We start from the raw sequence: 21,415 nt of genomic DNA on the forward strand, positions 1-21,415 counted from the left end.
CGGCCGGGGGCCTACGGCATCCTGTCGCCGAGCAGCGCCAGGTTCTCGATGGCGGCGAGCCCGTAGAGCGCGGTGTCGTTCGTGTACACCCAGTCGGCCTCGCTGCCCGGCACCAGGGTGACCGGACCGCTCAGCTTCGTGGTCCTCCAGGGCGAGGACTCGGTGTAGCCGTCGGAGCTGTAGAACTTCGTCCATGCGCGCGTGGCGAGCTTCGCGTCACCGGTCTGCACGGCGGCGTACGCGTCCAGGCGGGAGTGGCCCTGGAAGAGCAGCAGGGAGCCGAAGTCGGAGCCGTAGCGCTCCCGCTGTTCGGCCTTGGTGGCGTTGAAGTAGCGGCAGTAGTCGAGGTAGGCCTCCTTGAAGGCGGGCATGTCGACGAGGTCGATGAGCTCGGCGCACAGTTCGTTGAGGCCGAAGACCGCGGAGAGGTGCGAGACGCCGACCGCGGGCGCCGCGGCTACGGCGAACCTGCCCGTGTCGAGGTCGTACAGTCCGGTGCCCTGGACGAAGCCGTTCGGCTGGGCGGCGATGGTCTCCATCGTCGACAGCACGCGTGCCTTGGCCTTCTCCCACTTCGGGCCCTTGCGCTCCCATTCCGTCAGCCAGGCGGACACGAGTCCGCTCCAGTCCGTGCCGAAGCCGATGGACAGCGCGTGCCGGTCGGGTGTGTAGGGCTCGGTGCGGATCTTGCGGATCGGGTCGAGGACCAGGAACGTCTCGTCGGAGTCGACATTGGCGTGCATGAGGTCGCCGACGCGTTCGTCCGCGGTGAGGAAGTAGTAGTAGCGCCGGTAGGTGGTGTTGGCGATGCGCTGCTGCTTGGCGCTGTCGGCATAGTGCTGGACGCCGTGCCGGGTGCCGAGGCCCGCCCACTGGCCGAGGTGGTAGACGTCGACCTCGCCGGTGTGCCGGGTCATCGCCTCGGCGAAGCGGAAGATGTCCGCGCGGCCGCTGCGGAGGTAGGCGAACCAGAGCCAGAGGTCCGGCGACAGCTCGGAGTTGTCCCAGGCGTAGCCGCCGACGTCGTAGCGCCACTGGTGCCGGACCGGGTCGTAGGAGTGCATGACGTCCCCGTAGTCCCAGAAGCCGTACCACCGGCGCATCTCCACCTGGTCCTTGTAGTAGGTGAAGAGGAAGTCGAGGTGGTCCTCGATCTTCGCCTTGGCGGGCGTGGAGCGGTCGGGCTCGGAGTAGAGGCCGGGGCCGAAGACCTTCGCACCGATGAGCTGCTTGGGAGGTGCGGCCAGTTGCGGCAGCACCCGGACGGCCGCGACCTGTTCGGCGAGCTTCTCCGGGGCGGGTGTCGACCCGTTGGCCCAGAAGAGGAGTTCGGAGGTGCGGGCGATGCCGTACGGGGTGCCGAAGCCCGGCTCGTAGTCCTCGTAGGTGATGTTGAGGCCTTCGAGCTGTTCGGCGTACGTGTCCTGGCCCATGCCGTCGTGGTAGAAGCGCAGATCCATGGGCTGGGCCTCGGGCGACCAGAGCCACAGGGTGACCTCGGCCTCGTCGGTGTGCGCGTCACGGATGTCGAGCTGCGCGGGGAACTTCTCCCAGAAGTCCCTGAGGCCGAAGGAGAGTCCGCCGGTGGGCCCGCCGACGTAGCCGAAGCCGGAGGCACGCCGGCCGCCGCCCGCGCCGATCCAGCCGTGCCCCTTCTTCGTGCGCTTGCGCAGCGTGAAACCGTCGGCGGACAGCTGGGCGAGGGTGTAGTCGCCCCATTCGGGGATGTACTGGAGCCGGGTCGTCACCCGCTGGTCCCAGGTGGACGGGTCGGGCAGCTTCTGTCCCGCGAACTGGGCGGCCTGCACGGCGGCTCCCGGGTCGCGCCGCAGGCCGGTGACGCCCTTGACCGCCTCGCGCAGCAGACCGCTGTCGTCGCCGCCGATCCTGATGTGCCGGTCGTAGGACGCGTCGCGCATCGGAACGCCGAAGCGCACGCCCAGGCCGCGGATGAAGTCGCCGCTCGGCTTCCCCGGTTCCTGCTTCCCGTCGAAGGTGATGGTGTGCACCATGCGGAAGGAGTCGGCGCCCGCGTAGAAGTACAGCCGGATCGAGAAGGGCAGCCAGCTCCGGTCGCCCTTGCGGTGCTTGCCGTCGATACGGACCACGGCGCGCACCGGGCCGTCCTGCTCGACCTCGGTCCGGGAGATCGCGCTCTCGAAGCGCTCGTACTTCTCCGCGCCCTGGTCCTCGTCCTCGATCTCCGGCTGGCGGACGAGGACGAGGCGGCCGTTCCTCGCGATCTCCGTGGAACCCCGGGTCACGGACTTGACCAGGACCGAGCCGCTCTTGCCGATCTTCGCGGCGATGACGCCGGTCGACACGTCGACGGTGGCGCCGTTGCTGTCGACGGTCACCTTCTTGTCGGGGGCGGCCGGTGCGCCGGCGGTGAGCGTGTAGGTCCCGGCGTCGGAACTCACTGCGTGCGCGGTCCACTTGAGGGAGCCGTCCGGCCAATGGGCGAGCGGCCAGGTCTGCACGGGGACGGCCCTGCCGTCGGCGTCCGTGAGCGCGAAGGTCTGGTCCTCCCGGTGGACCCCCTTCGGCCAGGGCACGCCGACGGTGGAGCCGGGGGCGGCGCCGAGGCCGCCGTCCTCCAGCCACTCCAGGGTGACGGGGTCCGTGCCGGTGGCCGCGGCCGCGGGCGCGGCCTGGGCGCCCTGGGTGCCGAGCGCCCAGCTGAACTGCGCGGCGGCGCCGGCGACGGCGGCCGCCTTGAGGAGGGATCTGCGAGGGATGGGAGACATGGCCTTTCCTTTCCGAGCGGGGAGGTCAGGGGCATGACAGAGAGAGGCGCGGCGCCCGGGGCGCCGGCCTTGCGTGGGGTTCCCGGTGCCGTCGCGGGGTGCGGCACGGGGCGCGGGGCCCGCGTGCTGTTCCCGGCGCCGTGGCGGGGCACCGGTCGTGCGTGACGTTCCTGGTGCCGTGGCGGGGCACCGGTCGTGCGTGACGTTCCTGGTGCCGTGGCGGGGCACCGGTCGTGCGTGCTGTTCCCGGTGCCGTTGCAGAACCGGCCGTGCGTGAGGTCGTTCTCCGGGCCGCCGGTCAGCGGCCGTGCCGGTGTCGCTCCTCCACCGCGACGGCCGCCGCCGCGACGAACCCGAGCACGGGCACCGCCAGCGGCGCGACGAACCAGGCGGAGGAGACCACCACGGCCAGCCCGCCGACGAGCAGGAAGGAACCGGCGGGATCGAGCACGGTGCGGCGGCCCGCGGCCGCGAGCAGCTCGCGCCAGGACGCCCCCGGTTCCCAGGACGCCGCCGCGCGCAGTCCGGCGACGGCACCCGCGATCAGGGCGAAGAGGCCGACGGCCCCGACGACCGGTCCGCCGGGCAGCCCGGCGCGCACGGCCTGGACGTCCACCCAGACCGCCGCTGCCCCGGCCCATCCGGCGAGACCGGCGATCCAGCCGCCCCGGACGGCCGCCCGGAAGTCGGCGACGAACTCCTTCCATCCGCCGGCTCGGTGGGTCGTCCGCCGCCGCAGGTGCCGGGCCCCGGCCGCGAAGGCGGCGGGGCAGGTCACCAGGGGCAGCGCGGCCACCGCGATCCACACCCCGGTGAGCAGGCACTCCGCGAAGACGGCGAAGCGTTCGGCCAGGACGGACTCCTTGGGCGTACGCCCCGCGCGGGCCCCGGCCCGCGCCCGTGGCTGGGTGGTGGCCATGTCAGCCCTTCAGTCCGGACGTCGCCATGCCGTCGATCAGATACCGCTGGAAGGCGAGGAAGAACAGGAGCACCGGCAGCAGCGCCACCAGCGACATCGCGATCATCCCGCCGTAGTTGGCGACGCCCTCCTGGTCGCGGAACATCATCATGCCCAGCGAGACCGTGTACTTGCTCGGCTCGTTGAGGTAGATCAGCGGACCCATGAAGTCGTTCCAGGCGTTGATGAACGTGAAGATCGCGCTGGTGATGAGGGCCGGGCGGCACAGCGGCAGCACGATCGACCAGTAGATCCGCAGGTGTCCGCAGCCGTCGAGCCGCGCCGCCTCGTCCAGCTCACGGGGCAGGTTCCGCATGAACTGCACCATGAGGAAGACGAAGAACGCCTCGGTGGCCAGGTACTTGCCGATCAGCAGCGGCACGTAGGTGTTGACCAGTTCCATCTTCTGGAACATCACGTACTGCGGGATGAGCAGCACGTGGTACGGCAGCAGGAGCGTGCCGATCATCAGCGAGAACAGCAGGTTCCGGCCGGCGAACCGGATCTTGGCGAAGGCGTAGGCCGTCAGCGAGCAGGAGATCAGGATGCCGACGACGGAACCGAGCGCGTAGAAGAGGGAGTTCTGGAAGAAGGTCGCGATGGAGATGTCGGCGATGCCGTCGGCCAGTCCCTCGAAATTGGTGAGGATGGGCCGGGCCGGGAACAGGTCGAGGCTGCCGATGATCTCCCGGCCGGGCTTGAACGAGGCCCCGACGACCCAGACGACGGGATAGAGGACCACGGCGAGGACCAGCAGGGCACCGAGGTGCCAGGCGAGCGAGCCGCCGTGCCTGCGTCCGAGCCGCAGGGGCCTGCGCGCGGTGGTCGTGGTGGTGCTCATCGGGCGTCCTCCTCGTAGTGCACCCACCGTTTCTGCGACCAGAAGAGGACGGCCGTCACCAGCGCCACCGCCAGCAGCAGCATCCAGGCCATGGCGGACGCGAAGCCCATCTGGGACTCCTTGAAGCCCTTCTGGTACAGGTAGCAGGTGTAGACGAGCGTGGCGTCGGCCGGTCCGCAGGTGGCGTTGGAGACCACGTACGCCGAACCGAAGATCTGGAAGGAGTGGATGGTCTCCAGGAGCACGTTGAAGAACAGCACCGGCGAGATCATCGGCAGGGTGATGTTCCAGAAGCGGCGCAGCGGTCCCGCGCCGTCGACCTCGGCCGCCTCGTACAGTTCCTTCGGCACCTGCTTGAGCCCGGCGAGGAAGATCACCATGGGCGCGCCGAACTGCCAGACGGTCAGGGCGACCAGGCTGTAGAGCACCCAGTTCGGGTCACCGACCCAACCGCCCGTGTGGAAGCCGAGGAAGGACTGCGTACGGTCCACGACGGCGTCGTCGGAGAACAGGGCGCGCCAGACGAAGCCGACGGAGACGCTCGCGCCGATCAGCGACGGGGCGTAGAACGCGGCGCGGTAGAAGGCCTGGCCGCGGCGGCTCTGCGCGAGCAGCAGGGCGACCCCGAGCGCGAGGAGCAGTTTGAGCGGGGTGCCGATGACGACGTACTTGGCCGTCACCTCCACCGACTTCTGCCACCGCGGGTCGTCGAACATCTTGGTGAAGTTGTCGAAGCCGATCCACCGCGGCGAATTGAAGAGGTTGTAGTCGGTGAACGCGAAGTAGAGGGACGCGGCCATCGGGCCGGCCGTCAGCAGCAGGAAACCGGCGATCCACGGGGACATGAAGAGATAGCCGGCGAGGTTCTCCCGGCGGCCCCGCCGTTTTCCGGCGGCGGGGGCTGCGGGGCGCTTCTCCGGGGCGTCGGGCGGAGAGTCCTTGACGAGCGTCACGGCGGTTCCCATCAGGCGGCGAGGGCGGTCTTCGCCTCGGAGAAGAACTGCTTCACCGCGTCGGAGACCTTGGTCGTCCCCTGGGACATGTCGCCGCCGATGCGCAGGAACGCGGCCTCGACGGTGTCGGCCCCGGCCGGGTGCGGGGTGATGGCGCCGAGGACTCCGGCGCCGGCCACATCGGTCTCGTACTGCGCGATCGCCTTGTTGGGCGCGTCGGTCGGCTTGTACGCCTCGAACTGATCGGTGGTGGCGAGGATGCCGCGGTCGTAGCCCATGATTTTGCCGACCTCGGGGTCGTGGACCATGAAGTCGATGAACTGTGCGACTTCCTTGGGGTGCTCGGTGCGCGCGGACGCGCTCAGCATCAGGGAGGCGAGGTACTGGCCGGTCTGCTTGCCGTCGGTCGTGGGGATCGGGGCGAGGCCGTAGCTGCTGTCGCCCTCCGCCGTGTAACGGACCGTGAAGTTGTCCCAGGTGAACTCGGAGGCGGCGTGGCCCGCCGAGAGCGACGACTTCGGCTTGTCCTGCTCCACCCGCTTGGGGTCGGTGACGATGCCGGCTTTGACGCGGTTGTAGCCGTCCGTCCACCACTCCGTCAGATCGGCCTCGTCGAAACCGAGTCCGTCCTTGGTGAAGAACGCCTTGCCGTTCTGCCGGAGGTAGAGGTCGTAGAGGTACATGATGCTGAAGTAGCCGGTGTCGCCCGGCACTTTCTGGGTGTCGTGGATCTTCTTGAGCGCGGCGAAGTACTCGTCCCAGGTCCAGCCCTGCTTCGGCTTGATTCCCGCCTTCTCAAAGACCTTCTCGTCGATGACAAGTGACATGGTGTTGGATCCGACGGGAATACCGAGCTGCTTTCCGTCGACCTGCCCGACCTTCTCGACTCCGGCACGGAAGTTGTCCAGACTCAGATTTCCCGCGTCGATCTGCGACCTGAGGTCGAGCAGTACGCCCCTCTTGTCGTACTTCCGAAGAAATCCGACGGCGTTCTGGAAAACGTCCGGCGGATTCCCGCCCGCGGCCTGGGTCTGGAACTTCTCCCAGAACGCCACGTAATCCTGGAAGTCCGTCTTGACCTTGATCTTCGGGTACTTCTTCTCGAAGAGCTTGATGGACTCGTTGATCCTCTTCGCCCGCTCGTCGGCGCCCCACCAGGCGTAGCGGATGGTGACCGTCCCGTCCCCGGCGCTGCCGCTGTCCCCGCCGCAGCCCGTCGTCGCGGCCAGCCCCAGCGTGGCCAGCGAAGCTCCGGCCGCCTTGAGGACGGTCCGCCTCTCAACACTCCCGTTGTTTCCCACAGTCGGGCCTCCCCGCAGCGTCGTCTCCGCCTGCCTGAATCGTTTCAAGTAAGCGCTTGCTGGCACAAGGTACGGAGGGCTTCGGGGCGCGTCAATGATTCGGACAGGAATTGATGTGCCGCGGCACTCCGGCTCGCTGACGGGCATGCCGGGACGGAGCACGAAGGGGCACCTGACCTCGCAGGTCGCACGCCCGCGGCCGACCCGTCGAACGCGACGGGACCCGCGCGGCGGGTTGTGAACGGCGCCGAGCCCGGGGGTACGTCACGAGGCCGAGCCCGGGGGTACGTCACGGAGGGGCTCACCAACGCCGGAGGCGAGGACGACACCCACCGCCGTCGCAGCCACCGGCTTCGGCAGCACGCCATCGACTGGCCACGCGCCGACGCAGCCGGCACTCCCGGCCACGCCTCCCGCAGCCGCCTGCCGGGCTCGCGCTCCGGTCGGGCTCGCCCTCCGGTCGAGGCACCGGTGGGGCGTCGGCGGGCGCCTCACCGGCGCGCCAAAGGGCTGTCCCGGTCCGGGTCGCTCCCGGTCGTCGGGGGCGGCCCCGACGGGCGCCCAGCGGTGTCAGGAGCGCCCGGACCGGACCGTCGGCGGCCCGGCGCCGGACGCGGCTCGGACAGACACGCGGCGCCGTCGGAGCCGCGTCCGGCGCCGTCAGGGCCACGGGTCGGGCGGCCCCACCCGCCCCGGTGGCTGGATTCGAGCGCCCACGCCCCGTCCCGTCGATCCCTCGGGCGCCGACGCCGTCCGGCGGCGGCCGACATGTCACTCCCCGTATGCCGGTCAGGTGACGCGAAGGTCTCCACGGAGGTGCGGGGCGGACACGCTCATGAAGCGGCCGGGCTCGCACGCCGGCACCGCGGCACGACCCCCGCCCCGCCCTCGCCGATCGCCCGCGCACCGCCCGCCGCCCGCCCGCCCGTCCACGCGAACACCCAGGTGGCGAAGGTCGCGCCCGGCCCGACGCGGACGCACGGGAATGACGAAGGCGGCCGGGTCCACGTCGTGCGTGGACCCGGCCGCCTGTCGTACTGGTGGGCGATACTGGGTTCGAACCAGTGACCTCTTCGGTGTGAACGAAGCGCTCTCCCACTGAGCTAATCGCCCGGGCGCAGGGAGAACATTACCCCATGTCAGGGGGTGCCCCGACCAACGGCGGAGCGCCGGAACGACGTCCGGACGAGCCTCGTCACTCCTTGATGTTCCAGGGCATCTCGATGCCGAACTTCCACACGTAGACGCCGACGAGCACGGCCACGATCACGAGCCCGACGGTCGTCAGGATGATGTTGCGGCGACGCACCTTCGGGTCGAGCGCGCGCTGTGTCGCCTCCGTGACCTTGCGCTTCGTCCAGCGGAGCACCAGCTGCGCCCAGACGAACTCGGTCGCCCAGATCGCCATGCCGCCGAAGATCACCAGCCAGCCCGGACCCGGCAGCGGCAGCATGATCACGCCCGCGACGACCACCGCGAGCCCCACCACGAAAACGCCGACCTGCCAGCTCAGGTGCAGTGCACGGCGCGCCTTGATGAATTCCGGCGCCCGCGAACCGAGCGGTCGCTCGGAGTTCTCCCCGTCGTCGGCCATGGCGATCCCGCCCGGCCCGTCACTCCCCGTATTCATACGGCCAAACCCTACCGGAGGGAAACCGGTCACCGGAATGGCCCTATCCGACGAACGCACTCTCGGCCGGATGAGTTACGTAAAGACACGCAAAACACTCAGAGGGGTTTACAACGGCACCGTAGGTGGCATGTCGATTTCGCCGACGTGCGAATCCCCGAGCGCACACTGAGCGAAAGGCCCTGGCGCTTATGAACACCACGGTCAGCTGCGAGCTGCACCTGCGCCTCGTTGTGTCGAGCGAGTCCTCACTGCCTGTACCCGCAGGACTGCGGTATGACACGGCCGATCCCTATGCCGTGCACGCAACCTTCCACACCGGAGCCGAGGAAACCGTCGAGTGGGTGTTCGCCCGCGACCTCCTCGCCGAGGGCCTGCACCGGCCCACCGGTACCGGAGACGTCCGAGTCTGGCCGTCCCGGAGCCATGGTCAGGGCGTCGTATGCATCGCCCTGAGCTCCCCGGAGGGCGAGGCCCTGCTCGAAGCCCCGGCGCGGGCCCTGGAGTCGTTCCTGAAGCGGACGGACGCCGCCGTGCCCCCGGGCACGGAGCACCGGCACTTCGATCTCGACACCGAGCTCTCCCACATCCTGGCGGAGAGCTGAGGAGGCCCCACAGAGCCGCCCGGCGCCGTCCACTCGGGGAGACGGCTCGGGCCTAGACAACCGCATAGGGCACACACCGGCGCCGTCGCCGTGGGACCACCACGGAGGCGGCGCCGGTGCGCGTCCACGGCCCTGCACGCACCGCCCTCACCGCCCCTCACCGCGCCGCACCGATCCGTGACACAGCGTGATCCAGGTTCCGGCCGCACGGCTCCCCCGCTTCCGGCCGATTCCCCCGCCCCCCGACGCCCCGTGCCGACTCTCCCGCGCCGGAACGCACTACCATCGGCCTGCATCGGGCGGGCGCCAGCCCGACCCCCCAGGCCAGGGAGCGAAACGTGCTGATCACCCACGACACCCGGTGCGCGCTCGACGCCGTGGTGGATCTGGTGAACTCCGCGCCGGACGAGGAGACGACGGACGCGCTCGCGGATGTCGCGTCCCTCATCGATTTCGTACGAAAGCACGAAATCAGTGACGTCGGGGTGCTGTCGGAGCACGACCTGGCGGCCGTGCAGAAGATCCGCGGCCGGTTCGCGGGGATCTTCGCCGCCGACGATCCGCGGACCGCCGCCGCGCTGATCAACGAACTGGTCGCCGCGGCCGGCACCACGCCCCGGCTGACCGATCACGACGGCTACGACTGGCATGTGCACTACTTCGCCCCGGGCGCCTCGGTAGCCGACCACCTCGCGGCGGACTGCGGCATGGCGCTGGCCTTCTTCGTGGTCGCCGGTGAGCAGGAGCGGCTGCGCCGCTGCGAGGCCCCGGACTGCCGGCGCGCCTTCGTGGATCTCTCCCGCAACCGTTCGCGCCGCTACTGCGACAGCCGCACCTGCGGGAACCGTCTGCATGTGGCTGCCTACCGGGCGCGTCGCAAGGAAGCGGCGAGCTGACCGGACGCTCACGCGCCACGGGTTCGCGCACCAAGACGCGACGGCCCGTTTCGGACATGGGCGCGCCCTGACGGCCGGGCCGCGGCGGGGGTGGACTGACGGAGCCCTCGGCGGGTGGCGCCAGGGGCTCCGTGTACGGCTCAGAGCAGCAGCAGGTCGTGCAGCGAAGCCATGAGCAGCAAACAGCCGATCACCGCAAGGAAGATCATCAGCGGCGGCTGGGAGAGCGCGAAGAGACAACCGCGCCGCTCCTCGGGAGGAGCGGCGGTGTCGCTCTGTGTTGTGTCCAGCATCTCGCGGCGATGATGACCCAGGCGGCACCCCTCGCGCGATCAACACGCCCGGAATGTACGGGAGTTCGCTGGATCATGTTACGAGCGGATCCGAACGTGACCGGTTCGGCGCCGGACGCGTGCCGCCTTGTGTCGTTTCAGCCGGTCATATGCCGTGCTTCTTGAGAATGGCCTCGATGTCGCTGAAGTCGTCCGACGAGGAGCCGGCGGCGGGCTTCGCCGCGGGACGGCCGGCCGGGCCGGTGCTCGGCGCCAGCGACGGCGCGGACGCCGCGGGGGCCACCGCGTCGCGCTGGGCGGCCTTCGCCGCCTTGCGCTCCTTCCGGGTCCCGCCGCCGCGCCGCTCCACGGCCCGCGTGGTCATGAAGAGCAGCCAGGAGACGCCGAGCACGGCGAAGCCGGCCCACGCGGTCGGGCTGAACGCGGTGTCGGCCAGCCAGCCGACGACGCCCGTCATCACGAGCCCGAGCGGCACCAGCGAGTAGGCGGCGATACGGGCGGCGGACAGGAAGCGCTTGCGATAGGCCGTGACCGCGGCGATGCCCAGGCCGGCCGCGGCGACGGCGGAACAGACGGTCTCGGCAATCATCCGGGCCTCCAGGCGGGCATGCGGGTCGGGCAGGGCGGTTCGTCCCTTCCATCGTGCACCGCCCGGCGCCCGATATGCCATGGTCCGGGTACACCTCAGGGACATCTCCGGGTCGCTGTCCTCCCCAGGTCCCGCTCGGGGAGCCGCACGGGTGCGCGGGGTCCCGGTTGGGGCGGCCCCGGCGGGGCTGGGAGACTGGCCGTCATGAACGACTCCTCCTCCGCGCGCCCCGTCGTCCTGGACGTCTGGTGCGAACTCCAGTGCCCCGACTGCCGCGGCGCCCTCGCCGACCTGCGCGCGCTGCGCGACCGCTACGGCGACCGCCTGGAGCTGCGGCTGCGGCACTTCCCCCTGGAGAAGCACAAGCACGCCTTCGCCGCGGCCCAGGCCGTCGAGGAGGCCGCGGAGCAGGGCCGCTCCTGGGCGTACGTCGAGGCAGTGCTCGACCGGGTCGAGGAACTGGACCGCAAGGGAGAGCCCTTCCTGATCGAGGTCGCCCGGGAACTCGGCCTGGACGCCGAGGAGTTCGACACGGCGCTGATCGACGGCCGGCACATCCTGATCGTCGACGCCGACCAGGCCGAGGGCAAGGCGATCGGGGTCACGGGCACCCCCACGTACGTCATCGGCGGCGAGCGTCTCGACGGCGGCAAGAGCCAGGAGGGTCTGCGCGAGCGCGTCGAGGAGATCGCCGACCGTCTGCTGGCCGAGCGGCAGGCCTGACACCGAAGGCCCGGCGAAGGCCCCTGTAGTACCTACAGCAGGCTCTTGTAGAGGTGGTGCGTCGTCGTCCCGTAGCCGAGTGACGCGTAGAGCCGCTCGGCCGGGGCGTTCCCGGCGAACACGTTGAGGGCGATCCGGCGGTCTCCCGCGGCCACCGCCTGGGCCTCGGCGAGGAGCATGAGCGTACGGCCGTGGCCCCGGCCGCGACGGGCCTCGTCCACCTCGACGTCGTAGACGAAGGCCTTCCCGGCACGCCGGCCCAGCCAGAGGTTTCCGACCGGCACGCCGTCGTGTTCCAGGACGCTGAGCCGCATGCCGTCGGTGGCGGTCCCCTGCGGCAGCAGCAGGTCGTGGTCCCGGTGCGCCTTGGCGTACGCCTCGCCCGCCGGCATGCCCCGCCGGATCCAGTCCTGCGCGTAGGCCTCCCGGCGCTCCCGGTCGCGGACCTCGTACTCGGCGGCCGTCATGGGGCGGCCGGCGCTCCCCGCGGGCAGTTCGGGCGGGGTGTCGCCGAGCGCCTTCTCCATGGTGCGGTTGCGCGTGACGTACCCGAGTGCTCCGGCGAGCCGGAGCGCGGCCGCGGCGTCGGCGGGAACGGCCACCTCGATCTGCTCGCAGCCCCAGCCGCGCAGCACCTCCTCGGCGGCCAGCGCGGCGACGGTCCCCCGGCCGCGGCCGCGGTCCGGTTCCTCGATGCGGAGGTCCCGGATCACTGCGACGGACGGCACGAGGGGGTCGGTCGCGAGGTGGATCGCCCCGACGGGACGACTGTTCACGCACACGTTGTAGTGACGTGAACGCGTCCCGTCGGCAGAGCGCTGAAGCGGCTCGGTCGGCCGCAGGGTGGTCGTCATCACGGGTGTTCTACCCGTTGCCGCGACCGGCAGCAGCCGATTTTTCTCAGGCGGGGTCGAGGTCGTGCCCGGCCCGCTCGTCGAAGATCCGCATGGCCTTCGCGGTCACCGGCCCCGGGGCGCCCGGGAGTTCACGGCCGTCGACCCGGTGCACGCCCTGCACGTCGCGCAGGGTGGAGGTCAGGAAGACCTCGTCGGCGCGCTCCAGGACGTCCAGCGGCAGATCGGTCTCCTTGGCGCCGGTCCATTCGACGGTGAGCGCGCGGGTGATGCCGGCGAGACAGCCGGAGGCGATCGGCGGGGTGTGGATCTCGCCGTCGAGGACGACGAAGACATTCGAGCCGGTGCCCTCGCACAGCTGCCCCACCGTGTTGCCGAACAGCGCCTCGGTGGCGCTCTGTTCGCGGGCGCGGGCCAGCGCGACGACGTTCTCGGCGTACGAGGTCGTCTTCAGGCCGGTGAGCGCGCCGCGCTCGTTGCGGGTCCAGGGGACCGTGACGACGGCGGTGGTGTCGGGGCGCCGGGCGGACTCCCCCACGGCGACGACGAGGGTCGGGCCGTGCTCGCCCCGGTCCGAGCCGAGGGGGCCGTGCCCGCCGGTGTAGGTGATGCGCAGCCGGCCGAGCGGCATCGGGTTCGCGTCGAGCACGGCTTCGCAGGCGCGGCGCACCTCGTCGCGGTCGGGCTCGGGCAGGCCGAGGCCGTGTGCCGAACGGGCGAGCCGGTCGAGGTGGCGCGTGAGCGCGAACGGCCGCCCGTGGACCGCCTTCACGGTCTCGAAGATGCCGTCGCCCACGGTCAGTCCGTGGTCGAAGACGGAGACGCGCGCGGACTCGGTGTCCTGCAGCCGGCCGTCGAGCCAGATCTTCACGAAAGGGTCCCTCCACTTGCCTCGTACTCACCCGACGCTACCGCGAGCAGGCGGGCGGCCTTCAGTTCGGTCTCCCGCCACTCCCCGTCGGGGTCGGAGCCCCAGGTGATGCCCGCGCCGGTGCCGAACCGCAGGACGCCTTCCTCCCGGTCGATCCAGAAGGTGCGGATGCCCACGGCGAGCTCGCCGGTGCCGCGGTCGGCGTCGACCCAGCCGATACCGCCGCAGTAGGGGCCCCGGGGCGCGGTCTCCAGGGAGTCGATGATCCGCAGGGCGCTCGACTTGGGGGCGCCGGTGACCGAGCCGGGCGGGAACGCGGCGTCGAGGAGCTCGGGCCAGCCCGCGTCGTCGCGCAACTCGCCGTGCACGGTGGAGACGAGATGGACCAGCCCCGGGTGCTTCTCCACGACGCAGAGGTCGGGGACGCTCACGGTGCCGGTGGCGCAGACCCGGCCGATGTCGTTGCGGACGAGGTCCACGATCATCACGTTCTCGGCGTAGTCCTTCTCCAGGAGGTCCGCCTCGGTGCGGCCGGTCCCCTTGATCGGGCCCGACTCGACGCTCCGGCCCCGGCGGCGCAGGAAGAGCTCGGGGGACGCGGTGGCGATCTCCACGCCGTGCGCGGGCAGCCGAATCGTTCCGGCGTACGGGGCCGGGTTGCCGCGCGCCAGCAGTGCGGTGAGCGCGTCGACGTCGGCGTCGGGTGCGACGGGCGCGGTGAGCACCCGGCAGAGGTTCGCCTGATAGACCTCGCCGGCCGCTATGTGCTCGCGGATGCGGCGCACGCCCGCGGTGTACGCGGCGCGGTCGAGGGACGACGCCCAGTCACCGGCGGCGGGTCCCCGCCAGCGGCCCGGCACCGGGGCGGGTACGGGCTCCTCCCGTACGTCCCGGAAGCGGGCGCAGGTCAGACGGCCTTCGAAGTCGGCCGAGACGGCCCAGAAACCGGTGGAGTCCAGGGCGGCGGGGTCGCCGGTGACGTCGATGAGACCGGTCGCGACGAGGCCGCCGAAGCGAGCGAGAGGAGGGAGGTCGAGCACGCTGACGAGTCTAGGGCGGGTGACCTGCGGGTGCCCTGACCATGTCCTCGGGCGGTCGGACCGCAGCACGCTGCACAAACGCGTTTTTGTGCTGGCCCGGGAATCCGCTAGAGTTCAACACGTCGCCGGGACGCGCAAGCGGAACGGAAACGACAAGCGGACGTAGCTCAGTTGGTAGAGCGCAACCTTGCCAAGGTTGAGGTCGCCAGTTCGAACCTGGTCGTCCGCTCGCAGGAAGTGGGGGATCTTCCCGAAACCCCGCACTCCTGGTGGAGTGGCCGAGAGGCGAGGCAACGGCCTGCAAAGCCGTCTACACGGGTTCAAATCCCGTCTCCACCTCCAAGGACGATTAGCTCAGCGGGAGAGCGCTTCCCTGACACGGAAGAGGTCACTGGTTCAATCCCAGTATCGTCCACTGGTCCGCAAGGATCCCCCGCGCGATTAGCTCAGCGGGAGAGCGCTTCCCTGACACGGAAGAGGTCACTGGTTCAATCCCAGTATCGCGCACGCAGTACCAGCAGCAAGCGTGGCTCCGGCCGCGTGACCTGCGCGATTAGCTCAGCGGGAGAGCGCTTCCCTGACACGGAAGAGGTCACTGGTTCAATCCCAGTATCGCGCACCAGCCGAAGCCCCCGGCCGTCTCGACGGTCGGGGGCTTCGTCGTGCACGCACGGGGAGGGGCCCCTCGGCTCAGGGAGAGGGGCCCCTCCACCGGCAGGTCTCCCGCGGCCCCGCCCGCTCCCGGACGGGAGAGGTTCTCTCGTCCGGGACGCGCGGGGCTCAGGAGACGGCAGGGGTTCAGGACGAGAAGAGCATGTGCCCGAAGCTCTTGTGGCGGTGGTGGCCGCCGTAGTGACCGCCGTGGCCGCCGTGCTGCGGGGCGCCCCAGGCGGGCGCGGGCGCGGACGGGTAGGCCTGCGGCGCGGCCGGGGGCGGCGCGGGCTGCGACCACTGCGCCTCCACGCGGGTCAGCGCCTCCAGCTCGCCGTAGTCGAGAAATATCCCGCGGCAGCCGCTGCACTGCTCGATCTGGACGCCGTTGCGGTTGTACGTGTGCATCGGCGCGTGGCACTTCGGACACTGCATGCTCGGCTCAACTCCTCGCCGCTCGGTACTGCTTTCGCCAGGACAGACATCACCCGGCCTCGGTCGGTTGCACCTTACGACGCGAAACCGCGTGCCAACTCGGGCGGGACGGTGCTCATTCGGTCACAGGCGTCGATCACCGCCTGCTGCACCTCGTCCAACGGCTGCCCGGCGGCCACCGATTTGGCGATCGCCAGGGCCGCCGTCTGCACGGTGAGCGCGCGGGCCGCGACGTCCAGGGCGGGCCAGGGATCGCCGTCCGCGGGAACGGCCGGGCCTCCGTGCCGCCGGTACGCGGCCAGGAAGCGGAGCCACTCGTCGGGCGGCAGCAGGCCGCAGGCGTACCAGGCGGCCGGTCGGGCCAGGTCCCAGGCCGGGACGCCCACGCCCAGGTCGTCGACGTCGATGAGCAGCCAGGGTCCGGCGGGCTCGGGCCGGCGTACGAGCTGGCCCAGGTGCAGGTCTCCGTGGCACAGGGTCGTCGTGTCGGGCATGGGCGCCTCGGCGCGGGCCCAGCCGGGCAGGGCGGCCCAGGCGCGCAGGACCGGTGCGGCGGCCGGGTGCGGGCCGGCCGCGCCGAGCCGCGCGACCGCGCGGGCCGCTTTCGCGGGGCCCCGCATCGGTGGCAGCCCCGCGGGGGCCGCGGCCCGGTGCAGGCGCGCCAGGAGGGCACCCACCGCCTCCCAGGGGGCGGCTTCGGGTGTCCCGGGGTCCACCGGGGTGCCGTACGGCCAGAGGGTCGCCGTGCGGTCGTGGACGCGGGCCGGGGTCGGCGACAGCGGGGGGAGGAGGACGTCCGGGAGCGCGGCGGCCACGGAGACGCGGAGGGCGAGCTCTTCGGGGTCGGTACCCGGGGCGTGGGCCTTGGCCACGGTGTCGCCGTGGCGGACGACGGTGCCGTCGACACGATCGGCGAGAACCGTGTCCGTGACCACGCAGGAGCAGTCCTCGGCACCGGGATGCGCCGCACGGCGCGCGTGTGCGGCGAGCCCGGTGGGCAGAGCGTCTGTGGTCACGGATCCCCCTGGCTGGTGCGACTCCGCCGCCGAGCGTACGCAGCCGCCGTGCGGGCGGTCGCACCGCACCGGTCCCTCGCCCCGTCCGGTGGGCCGGCGCGAGCACCCCGCGGTACGCGCAGGTCGGTCCCCTCCGCGGAGGAGAGTCCGTCGGTGAGCGGGGCGGCCGACTGCGCCAGGGCCGGGGGCGGGCGTTCGGATCAGGCCGCGGCGTCCCATGCGGAAGGGGCTCGTCGCCCGCCGCCGGGCGCAGTCAAAGAACCCGCCGCCCGGGCGCGGGAAAAGAAAATGCCCGCGCAGCTCCCCAGCTGCGCGGGCATTTGTGCCGTCCGCCGCACCCCCGTCCCCACGGGGTTTCATGGCCGGATGTCCCCGCCCGGACCGCTCTTCCGGGCCTGGGGCGCCGCTCAGCGCCCCAGCATCACGCCCACGGACGACGCCTGTGTGACCACTGCGTCCCAGCCGCCGAAGACGACCACGAGCAGGGCCGCCAGAGGAAGGACCATCGCTGTCGCCACCAGCGGGTGGCGGCGGCCCTGGCGGCTGTCGCCGAACGCCGCGGCGTACGCCTTGCGTCCCTGCGTGCGGATCGCTGTCCGCGGTGCCGTGTGGGCCATGGTCCCTCTCCTGACCGAATTTCTGTTGTGGTTGGCAGCGGCGGGCGTCTGACCTCGGGGGACGAGTGCTGCACCCGCCGCTTGACCTCAAATCTAGGGGCGCGGCCCCCGGGGGTCGTCATGCCTTCGTACCGATTGCCGGGCCTCCCGGAGGATGAGCGATGACCTGCGGTGTACTCCCCAGGGTGGAGATGAGGACCTAGGACTCAGGGTCTTCCCCGAGGGGACGTCCGGTCTGCCCCGACTGTTCCGAGCTGTCCTCCCTGGGGACCGGCTGCTCCACCAGGGCCAGCACCCGGGTCGCCATGAAGCGGGCGGTACGCACCACCGATCCGCTTCGGGTGACTTCGCTCACTTCCACCACACCTCGGCGTACCGCCGTCTCCACCCGGCGGCCCGCCCTGCTCGCCACCACCTCGTACGTACGCGTCGTGTCACCGGCGTCCACGACTATCTCCACACGGTCACCCTTCACGGGCCCAATCCCCCTTCTGCGACGGATGGTTGGGATCACGGGCAGCCCAAAGCGGTGCTGCCCGCAAGCTCCCTGACCACCCTTCAAGTTTCCCACCCGGCACTGACAATCGATCGGGCCGAGAGGGCGCGGCCTCTGCGCGCACCCGGCCGCGGAAACGTAAGCTGTGGCTCGTCAAACGGACAGGGCAGCGGGGATGGACATGGCGATGATGCGCCTGAGGCGCGAGGACCCGCGTGTCGTCGGATCGTTCAGGCTTCACAGGCGGCTCGGCGCGGGCGGGATGGGCGTTGTCTACCTGGGCTCCGACCGGCGTGGCCAGCGGGTCGCACTGAAGGTGATCCGGCCGGATCTGGCGGAGGATCAGGAGTTCCGGTCGCGTTTCGCCCGCGAGGTCTCGGCGGCCCGGCGCATCAGGGGCGGCTGTACGGCACGGCTCGTCGCCGCCGACCTGGAGGCGGACCGTCCCTGGTTCGCGACCCAGTACGTGCCCGGCCCCTCGCTGCACGACAAGGTCGCCGAGGAAGGCCCGATGGCGGCCGCGGACGTCGCCGCCGTGGGCGCCGCGCTGTCCGAGGGTCTCGTCGCCGTGCACGAGGCCGGTGTCGTGCACCGCGACCTCAAGCCGTCCAACATCCTGCTGTCCCCGAAGGGGCCGCGGATCATCGACTTCGGCATCGCCTGGGCGACGGGCGCCAGCACGCTCACGCACGTCGGCACGGCGGTCGGGTCCCCCGGCTTCCTCGCCCCCGAACAGGTGCGCGGCGCCGCGGTCACCCCGGCCACCGACGTCTTCGCGCTGGGCGCCACCCTGGCCTACGCCGCGACCTCCGACTCACCCTTCGGGCACGGCAGTTCCGAAGTGATGCTCTACCGGGTGGTGCACGAGGAGCCCCATCTCCAGGGTGTCCCGGACGCCCTGGCCCCGCTGGTCAGGGCCTGTCTGGCGAAGGACCCCGAGGAGCGGCCCAGCACGCTCCAACTGTCTCTGCGGCTCAAGGAGATCGCGGCCCGCGAGGCCCAGGGCATGACGGACGCACGGCCGCCCGCGCCCCGCACGGACCCCGACCGGCCGACCGGCCGCCTGGCGGAGCAGTACGCCGAGCAGCGCACCCAGCGCCGTACGCAGGGCACTCCCCCGCCGCGCACGGGCGGCACGAACGGCGGCTCCCGGTCGGGCTCGCGGCCGACGCCCGTGCGGAACACCGGCCGCTCGGGGGCCAGGCCCGCCCCGCGCAGCGGTGCCGGGCGCCCGGCGCCCCGGACCACCGGCACCGGCAGGCGGCCCGCCAACCCGCGGCTGCTGCGCCAGCGGCTGTTCGTGTTCGTCGTCGTGACCCTGCTCGTGGCGCTGGGCATCGCGGCGGCGCAGGGCTGCCAGGGGCCCGCCCGGGGCCTGGACGGCGACGGCGGACGCAAGGACGTACGGCAGGAGCAGGCCTCGCCCCCGGCGCCGTCCGCCGCGAGGGCCACGGCCGAGCGGTATCACGAGGACGCCTGACCGGTGCGGCGCGCCGTCGTGGAGTGACGGCGGGCCGCGCCACCGTCGGGTGCGGACGTCCGGTGGGTCCGAGGGTGTCAGGCCTGGGGGCGGCCCGTGGCCACCGCGTAGAAGGCGACGGCCGCCGCGGCGCCCACGTTGAGGGAGTCGACGCCGTGGGCCATCGGGATGCGGACCCACTCGTCGGCGGCCATCAGGGCCTTCGTGGACAGGCCGTCGCCCTCCGCGCCGAGCATCAGGGCGACCCGGTCCATGCGGTGGGGGGCGGCCTCGTCGAGGGACCTGGCCTTCTCGTCCGGGGTGAGGGCGAGCAGTGTGAAGCCCGCGTCGCGCACCGTCTCCAGGCCCTTGGGCCAGGAGTCGAGGCGGGCGTACGGGACGGAGAAGACGGCGCCCATCGAGACCTTCACGGACCGCCGGTACAGCGGGTCCGCGCAGTCCGGCGAGAGCAGGACCGCGTCCATGCCGAGGGCGGCCGCGGAGCGGAAGATCGCGCCGATGTTGGTGTGGTCGTTGACCGACTCCATGACGACGACGCGGCGCGCCGACCGCAGCAGTTCCTCGGCCGTCGGCAGCGGCTTGCGCTGCATGGAGGCGAGCGCGCCGCGGTGCACGTGGTAGCCGGTGACCTGCTCGGCGAGCTCCGGGCTGACCGCGTACACGGGGGCCGGGAGCTCGTCGATGACGTCGCGCATGACGTCGACCCACTTCGCGGACAGGAGCATCGAGCGCATCTCGTACCCGGCGTCCTTGGCCCGTCTGATGACCTTCTCGCCCTCGGCGATGAACAGGCCTTCGGCGGGCTCGCGCTTGCGGCGCAGCTCCACGTCCGTGAGGCCCGTGTAGTCGCTCAGACGCGGGTCGTCGGGGTTCTCGACGGTGATGAGATCGGCCACAGGGTGATACTGCCTTGTCCTGGGTTCGGTGCCAACGGCTGGGAACGGGTTGGGTTACCCGTGGTTACTCGGATGTCTTCGGGGAGCTCTGCACGCCCACGTTCACGACCTCTCCGACGACGATCACCGCCGGGGGCTTCACGTCCTGCTCGCGGACGGTCTCGGCGACGGTGGCCAGGGTCGCGTCGACGCGGCGCTGCGCGGCGGTCGTGCCCTCCTGCACCAGGGCGACGGGAGTGTCGGCCGGCTTGCCGTGCGCGACGAGGGCCTCGGCGATCCGGCCGATCTTGTCGACGCCCATGAGGATCACGAGGGTGCCGGTCAGCTTGGCCAGGGACGGCCAGTCGACCAGGGAGCGCTCGTCGTCGGGGGCCACGTGTCCGCTGACCACGGTGAACTCGTGGGCGACACCGCGGTGCGTGACGGGGATGCCGGCCGCGCCCGGCACCGAGATCGAGCTGGAGATGCCGGGGACGACCGTGCAGGCGATGCCCTCCTCGGCCAGCGCCTGCGCCTCCTCCATGCCGCGGCCGAAGACGAACGGGTCGCCGCCCTTGAGCCGGACCACGGACTTGCCCTGCTTGGCGTGCTCGATCAGCGCGTTGTTGATGGCCTCCTGGGCCATGTAGCGGCCGTAGGGGATCTTCGCCGCGTCGATCACCTCGACGTGCGGCGGAAGTTCGGCGAGCAGGTCGCGCGGGCCGAGCCGGTCCGCGATGACCACATCGGCCTCGGCGAGCAGCCGACGGCCGCGGACGGTGATCAGGTCCGGGTCGCCGGGACCGCCGCCGACCAGGGCCACGCCCGGTGTGCGGGTCCGGTGGTGCGGCGCGACCAGGGTGCCGTCACGCAGGCCCTCGACCACGGCGTCCCGGATCGCGGCGGTGTGGCGGGGGTCGCGGCCCCGGGCGTCCGTCGTGAGGACGGCGACCGTGACGCCTTCGCTGTGGCCGGTCGCCGGGGTCCAGGCGGTCGCCGCGTCCGCGTCGTCCGAGCGGACGCACCACACGCGGTGCCGCTCGGCCTCGGCCGACGCGGCCGTGTTCGCCCCGTGGTCGCTCGTGGCGATCAGCGCGTACCAGGCGTCGGCGAGGTCGCCCTCCTCGTACGCACGCCGCGTCCACGTGATCTCGCCCGCGTCGGCCATCGCCTCGACGGACGGGGTCGCCTGCGGGGACACGAGGTGGATGTCCGCGCCCGCCGCGATGAGGGCCGGGAGACGGCGTTGGGCCACCTGACCGCCGCCGAGGACGACTACGCGGCGGCCGGCGAGGCGGAGGCCTACGGGGTAGGCGGGGTGTTCGGCCATGGGAGGTGCGGCTCCTCGTGCAGGGCGATGCGGGGTGAGGCCGCTGCGGCGTTGGAGTGGCCCCTGACGTGCGGATTTTATGGTGCGGGGCGGTGAGCGGCGGGGGCGGGTGGGATTTTTCACCCGCCGGACCGCCCCTTTCCGGACCGCGGGACCGCGCCCGGGGCTCCGCAGGTCCGGACGGGCGCGTGGTGCTGTCCGGGCGCTTCGCGCG

Annotated in this window: 21 protein-coding genes and 6 tRNA genes; 9 read left to right on the forward strand and 18 right to left on the reverse strand. The window is 71.6% G+C overall.

Annotated features, from left to right (window positions below; genetic code table 11):
• Window positions 1–11: 11 nt before the first annotated feature.
• From ACSYGO_RS11360 to ACSYGO_RS11390, 7 genes are all read right to left on the reverse strand, one after another.
• Window positions 12–2,747, reverse strand: a complete 2,736-nt coding sequence (locus tag ACSYGO_RS11360) for an exo-rhamnogalacturonan lyase family protein (protein WP_460386608.1) — start codon at window positions 2,745–2,747, stop codon at window positions 12–14.
• Between the two features lie 298 nt (window positions 2,748–3,045).
• Window positions 3,046–3,666 carry a hypothetical protein gene (locus ACSYGO_RS11365; protein ID WP_460386609.1) on the reverse strand — a complete coding sequence of 207 codons (621 nt, stop codon included), beginning with the start codon at window positions 3,664–3,666 and terminating at the stop codon, window positions 3,046–3,048.
• Between the two features lies 1 nt (window position 3,667).
• Window positions 3,668–4,546, reverse strand: coding sequence for a carbohydrate ABC transporter permease (locus ACSYGO_RS11370; protein ID WP_432189211.1), 879 nt, complete (start codon window positions 4,544–4,546; stop codon window positions 3,668–3,670).
• Window positions 4,543–5,511: a carbohydrate ABC transporter permease gene (locus ACSYGO_RS11375; protein WP_179332342.1), complete on the reverse strand. Its 969-nt coding sequence runs from the start codon at window positions 5,509–5,511 to the stop codon at window positions 4,543–4,545. Before ACSYGO_RS11375 ends, ACSYGO_RS11370 begins: the two co-directional genes overlap by 4 nt.
• Window positions 5,511–6,800 (reverse strand): ABC transporter substrate-binding protein, encoded by a 1,290-nt coding sequence (locus ACSYGO_RS11380; RefSeq protein WP_426681644.1) that lies wholly within the window; start codon window positions 6,798–6,800, stop codon window positions 5,511–5,513. Before ACSYGO_RS11380 ends, ACSYGO_RS11375 begins: the two co-directional genes overlap by 1 nt.
• A gap of 1,038 nt (window positions 6,801–7,838) precedes the next feature.
• A tRNA-Val gene (locus ACSYGO_RS11385) sits at window positions 7,839–7,913 on the reverse strand.
• An 82-nt stretch (window positions 7,914–7,995) separates the two neighbouring features.
• Window positions 7,996–8,430, reverse strand: a complete 435-nt coding sequence (locus ACSYGO_RS11390) for a TIGR02611 family protein (protein WP_345647460.1) — start codon at window positions 8,428–8,430, stop codon at window positions 7,996–7,998.
• A 191-nt stretch (window positions 8,431–8,621) separates the two neighbouring features.
• On the opposite strand from ACSYGO_RS11390, the gene ACSYGO_RS11395 reads away from it, so the two are divergent.
• A complete protein-coding gene (locus ACSYGO_RS11395) occupies window positions 8,622–9,035 on the forward strand; it encodes an SsgA family sporulation/cell division regulator (RefSeq protein WP_003959770.1) in 414 nt (137 codons plus the stop codon).
• Window positions 9,036–9,373: 338 nt separating this feature from the next.
• Entirely contained in the window at window positions 9,374–9,931 is a 558-nt protein-coding gene (locus ACSYGO_RS11400) for a CGNR zinc finger domain-containing protein (protein WP_460386610.1), read from the forward strand.
• A gap of 140 nt (window positions 9,932–10,071) precedes the next feature.
• Here the strand turns inward: ACSYGO_RS11400 and ACSYGO_RS11405 are convergent, their stop codons facing one another.
• Entirely contained in the window at window positions 10,072–10,224 is a 153-nt protein-coding gene (locus ACSYGO_RS11405) for a hypothetical protein (protein ID WP_010988207.1), read from the reverse strand.
• Window positions 10,225–10,369: 145 nt separating this feature from the next.
• Window positions 10,370–10,813, reverse strand: a complete 444-nt coding sequence (locus tag ACSYGO_RS11410) for a hypothetical protein (protein ID WP_460386611.1) — start codon at window positions 10,811–10,813, stop codon at window positions 10,370–10,372.
• A 204-nt stretch (window positions 10,814–11,017) separates the two neighbouring features.
• Here ACSYGO_RS11410 and ACSYGO_RS11415 point away from each other — a divergent pair, with 204 nt between their 5' ends.
• The gene (locus tag ACSYGO_RS11415) at window positions 11,018–11,536 is read left to right on the forward strand and encodes a DsbA family protein (RefSeq protein ID WP_432175955.1); all 519 of its coding nucleotides are present in this window, start codon (window positions 11,018–11,020) and stop codon (window positions 11,534–11,536) included.
• A gap of 32 nt (window positions 11,537–11,568) precedes the next feature.
• Here the strand turns inward: ACSYGO_RS11415 and ACSYGO_RS11420 are convergent, their stop codons facing one another.
• The 3 genes from ACSYGO_RS11420 to ACSYGO_RS11430 are packed head-to-tail and all read right to left on the reverse strand — an operon-like array spanning window position 11,569 to window position 14,301.
• Window positions 11,569–12,390 carry a GNAT family N-acetyltransferase gene (locus tag ACSYGO_RS11420; protein ID WP_460386612.1) on the reverse strand — a complete coding sequence of 274 codons (822 nt, stop codon included), beginning with the start codon at window positions 12,388–12,390 and terminating at the stop codon, window positions 11,569–11,571.
• A gap of 46 nt (window positions 12,391–12,436) precedes the next feature.
• Entirely contained in the window at window positions 12,437–13,261 is an 825-nt protein-coding gene (locus tag ACSYGO_RS11425; RefSeq protein ID WP_426682495.1) for an aminotransferase class IV, read from the reverse strand.
• A complete protein-coding gene (locus ACSYGO_RS11430; RefSeq protein ID WP_426682496.1) occupies window positions 13,258–14,301 on the reverse strand; it encodes a chorismate-binding protein in 1,044 nt (347 codons plus the stop codon). The genes ACSYGO_RS11425 and ACSYGO_RS11430 overlap by 4 nt, the downstream gene beginning before the upstream one ends.
• Before the next feature lie 156 nt (window positions 14,302–14,457).
• Between ACSYGO_RS11430 and ACSYGO_RS11435 the strand changes: the two genes are divergently transcribed.
• The 5 genes from ACSYGO_RS11435 to ACSYGO_RS11455 all read left to right on the forward strand — a co-directional run bounded on the left by ACSYGO_RS11435 (window position 14,458) and on the right by ACSYGO_RS11455 (window position 14,923).
• Window positions 14,458–14,530 (forward strand) — tRNA-Gly (locus ACSYGO_RS11435).
• 39 nt (window positions 14,531–14,569) lie between these two features.
• Window positions 14,570–14,643 (forward strand) — tRNA-Cys (locus ACSYGO_RS11440).
• 1 nt (window position 14,644) lies between these two features.
• Window positions 14,645–14,716: transfer RNA gene (locus ACSYGO_RS11445), tRNA-Val, on the forward strand.
• A 20-nt stretch (window positions 14,717–14,736) separates the two neighbouring features.
• Window positions 14,737–14,808, forward strand: a tRNA-Val gene (locus ACSYGO_RS11450).
• A 40-nt stretch (window positions 14,809–14,848) separates the two neighbouring features.
• Window positions 14,849–14,923 (forward strand) — tRNA-Val (locus ACSYGO_RS11455).
• 176 nt (window positions 14,924–15,099) lie between these two features.
• Here ACSYGO_RS11455 and ACSYGO_RS11460 read toward each other — a convergent pair.
• The 4 genes from ACSYGO_RS11460 to ACSYGO_RS11475 all read right to left on the reverse strand — a co-directional run bounded on the left by ACSYGO_RS11460 (window position 15,100) and on the right by ACSYGO_RS11475 (window position 17,495).
• Window positions 15,100–15,387 (reverse strand): TFIIB-type zinc ribbon-containing protein, encoded by a 288-nt coding sequence (locus ACSYGO_RS11460; protein ID WP_028801517.1) that lies wholly within the window; start codon window positions 15,385–15,387, stop codon window positions 15,100–15,102.
• Window positions 15,388–15,461: 74 nt separating this feature from the next.
• Window positions 15,462–16,403 (reverse strand): phosphotransferase enzyme family protein, encoded by a 942-nt coding sequence (locus ACSYGO_RS11465; RefSeq protein WP_460386614.1) that lies wholly within the window; start codon window positions 16,401–16,403, stop codon window positions 15,462–15,464.
• A gap of 407 nt (window positions 16,404–16,810) precedes the next feature.
• A complete protein-coding gene (locus tag ACSYGO_RS11470) occupies window positions 16,811–17,020 on the reverse strand; it encodes a hypothetical protein (RefSeq protein WP_028801519.1) in 210 nt (69 codons plus the stop codon).
• 199 nt (window positions 17,021–17,219) lie between these two features.
• The gene (locus ACSYGO_RS11475) at window positions 17,220–17,495 is read right to left on the reverse strand and encodes a hypothetical protein (RefSeq protein WP_028801520.1); all 276 of its coding nucleotides are present in this window, start codon (window positions 17,493–17,495) and stop codon (window positions 17,220–17,222) included.
• Between the two features lie 196 nt (window positions 17,496–17,691).
• On the opposite strand from ACSYGO_RS11475, the gene ACSYGO_RS11480 reads away from it, so the two are divergent.
• On the forward strand, window positions 17,692–18,996 hold the full coding sequence (locus tag ACSYGO_RS11480) for a serine/threonine-protein kinase (protein WP_432189207.1): 1,305 nt from the start codon (window positions 17,692–17,694) through the stop codon (window positions 18,994–18,996).
• A gap of 77 nt (window positions 18,997–19,073) precedes the next feature.
• On the opposite strand, the gene ACSYGO_RS11485 is transcribed toward ACSYGO_RS11480, so the two are convergent.
• Together ACSYGO_RS11485 and cobA are read right to left on the reverse strand one after the other, a co-directional pair.
• Window positions 19,074–19,892: a TrmH family RNA methyltransferase gene (locus tag ACSYGO_RS11485; RefSeq protein WP_095933086.1), complete on the reverse strand. Its 819-nt coding sequence runs from the start codon at window positions 19,890–19,892 to the stop codon at window positions 19,074–19,076.
• A gap of 64 nt (window positions 19,893–19,956) precedes the next feature.
• Complete coding sequence (cobA, locus tag ACSYGO_RS11490) at window positions 19,957–21,201, reverse strand: uroporphyrinogen-III C-methyltransferase (RefSeq protein ID WP_426682499.1); 1,245 nt, start codon at window positions 21,199–21,201, stop codon at window positions 19,957–19,959.
• Window positions 21,202–21,415 lie beyond the last annotated feature (214 nt).

Source organism: Streptomyces krungchingensis, assembly GCF_054729265.1.

Excerpts from the sequence above, each read along its gene's own strand:
- ACSYGO_RS11360 (WP_460386608.1), bottom strand. The coding sequence starts at position 2,747 with ATGTCTCCCATCCCTCGCAGATCCCTCCTCAAGGCGGCCGCCGTCGCC.
- ACSYGO_RS11365 (WP_460386609.1), bottom strand. The coding sequence starts at position 3,666 with ATGGCCACCACCCAGCCACGGGCGCGGGCCGGGGCCCGCGCGGGGCGT.
- ACSYGO_RS11370 (WP_432189211.1), bottom strand. The coding sequence starts at position 4,546 with ATGAGCACCACCACGACCACCGCGCGCAGGCCCCTGCGGCTCGGACGC.
- ACSYGO_RS11375 (WP_179332342.1), bottom strand. The coding sequence starts at position 5,511 with ATGGGAACCGCCGTGACGCTCGTCAAGGACTCTCCGCCCGACGCCCCG.
- ACSYGO_RS11390 (WP_345647460.1), bottom strand. The coding sequence starts at position 8,430 with ATGAATACGGGGAGTGACGGGCCGGGCGGGATCGCCATGGCCGACGAC.
- ACSYGO_RS11395 (WP_003959770.1), top strand. The coding sequence starts at position 8,622 with ATGAACACCACGGTCAGCTGCGAGCTGCACCTGCGCCTCGTTGTGTCG.
- ACSYGO_RS11405 (WP_010988207.1), bottom strand. The coding sequence starts at position 10,224 with ATGCTGGACACAACACAGAGCGACACCGCCGCTCCTCCCGAGGAGCGG.
- ACSYGO_RS11410 (WP_460386611.1), bottom strand. The coding sequence starts at position 10,813 with ATGATTGCCGAGACCGTCTGTTCCGCCGTCGCCGCGGCCGGCCTGGGC.
- ACSYGO_RS11415 (WP_432175955.1), top strand. The coding sequence starts at position 11,018 with ATGAACGACTCCTCCTCCGCGCGCCCCGTCGTCCTGGACGTCTGGTGC.
- ACSYGO_RS11420 (WP_460386612.1), bottom strand. The coding sequence starts at position 12,390 with ATGACGACCACCCTGCGGCCGACCGAGCCGCTTCAGCGCTCTGCCGAC.
- ACSYGO_RS11460 (WP_028801517.1), bottom strand. The coding sequence starts at position 15,387 with ATGCAGTGTCCGAAGTGCCACGCGCCGATGCACACGTACAACCGCAAC.
- ACSYGO_RS11470 (WP_028801519.1), bottom strand. The coding sequence starts at position 17,020 with ATGGCCCACACGGCACCGCGGACAGCGATCCGCACGCAGGGACGCAAG.
- ACSYGO_RS11480 (WP_432189207.1), top strand. The coding sequence starts at position 17,692 with ATGGACATGGCGATGATGCGCCTGAGGCGCGAGGACCCGCGTGTCGTC.
- cobA (WP_426682499.1), bottom strand. The coding sequence starts at position 21,201 with ATGGCCGAACACCCCGCCTACCCCGTAGGCCTCCGCCTCGCCGGCCGC.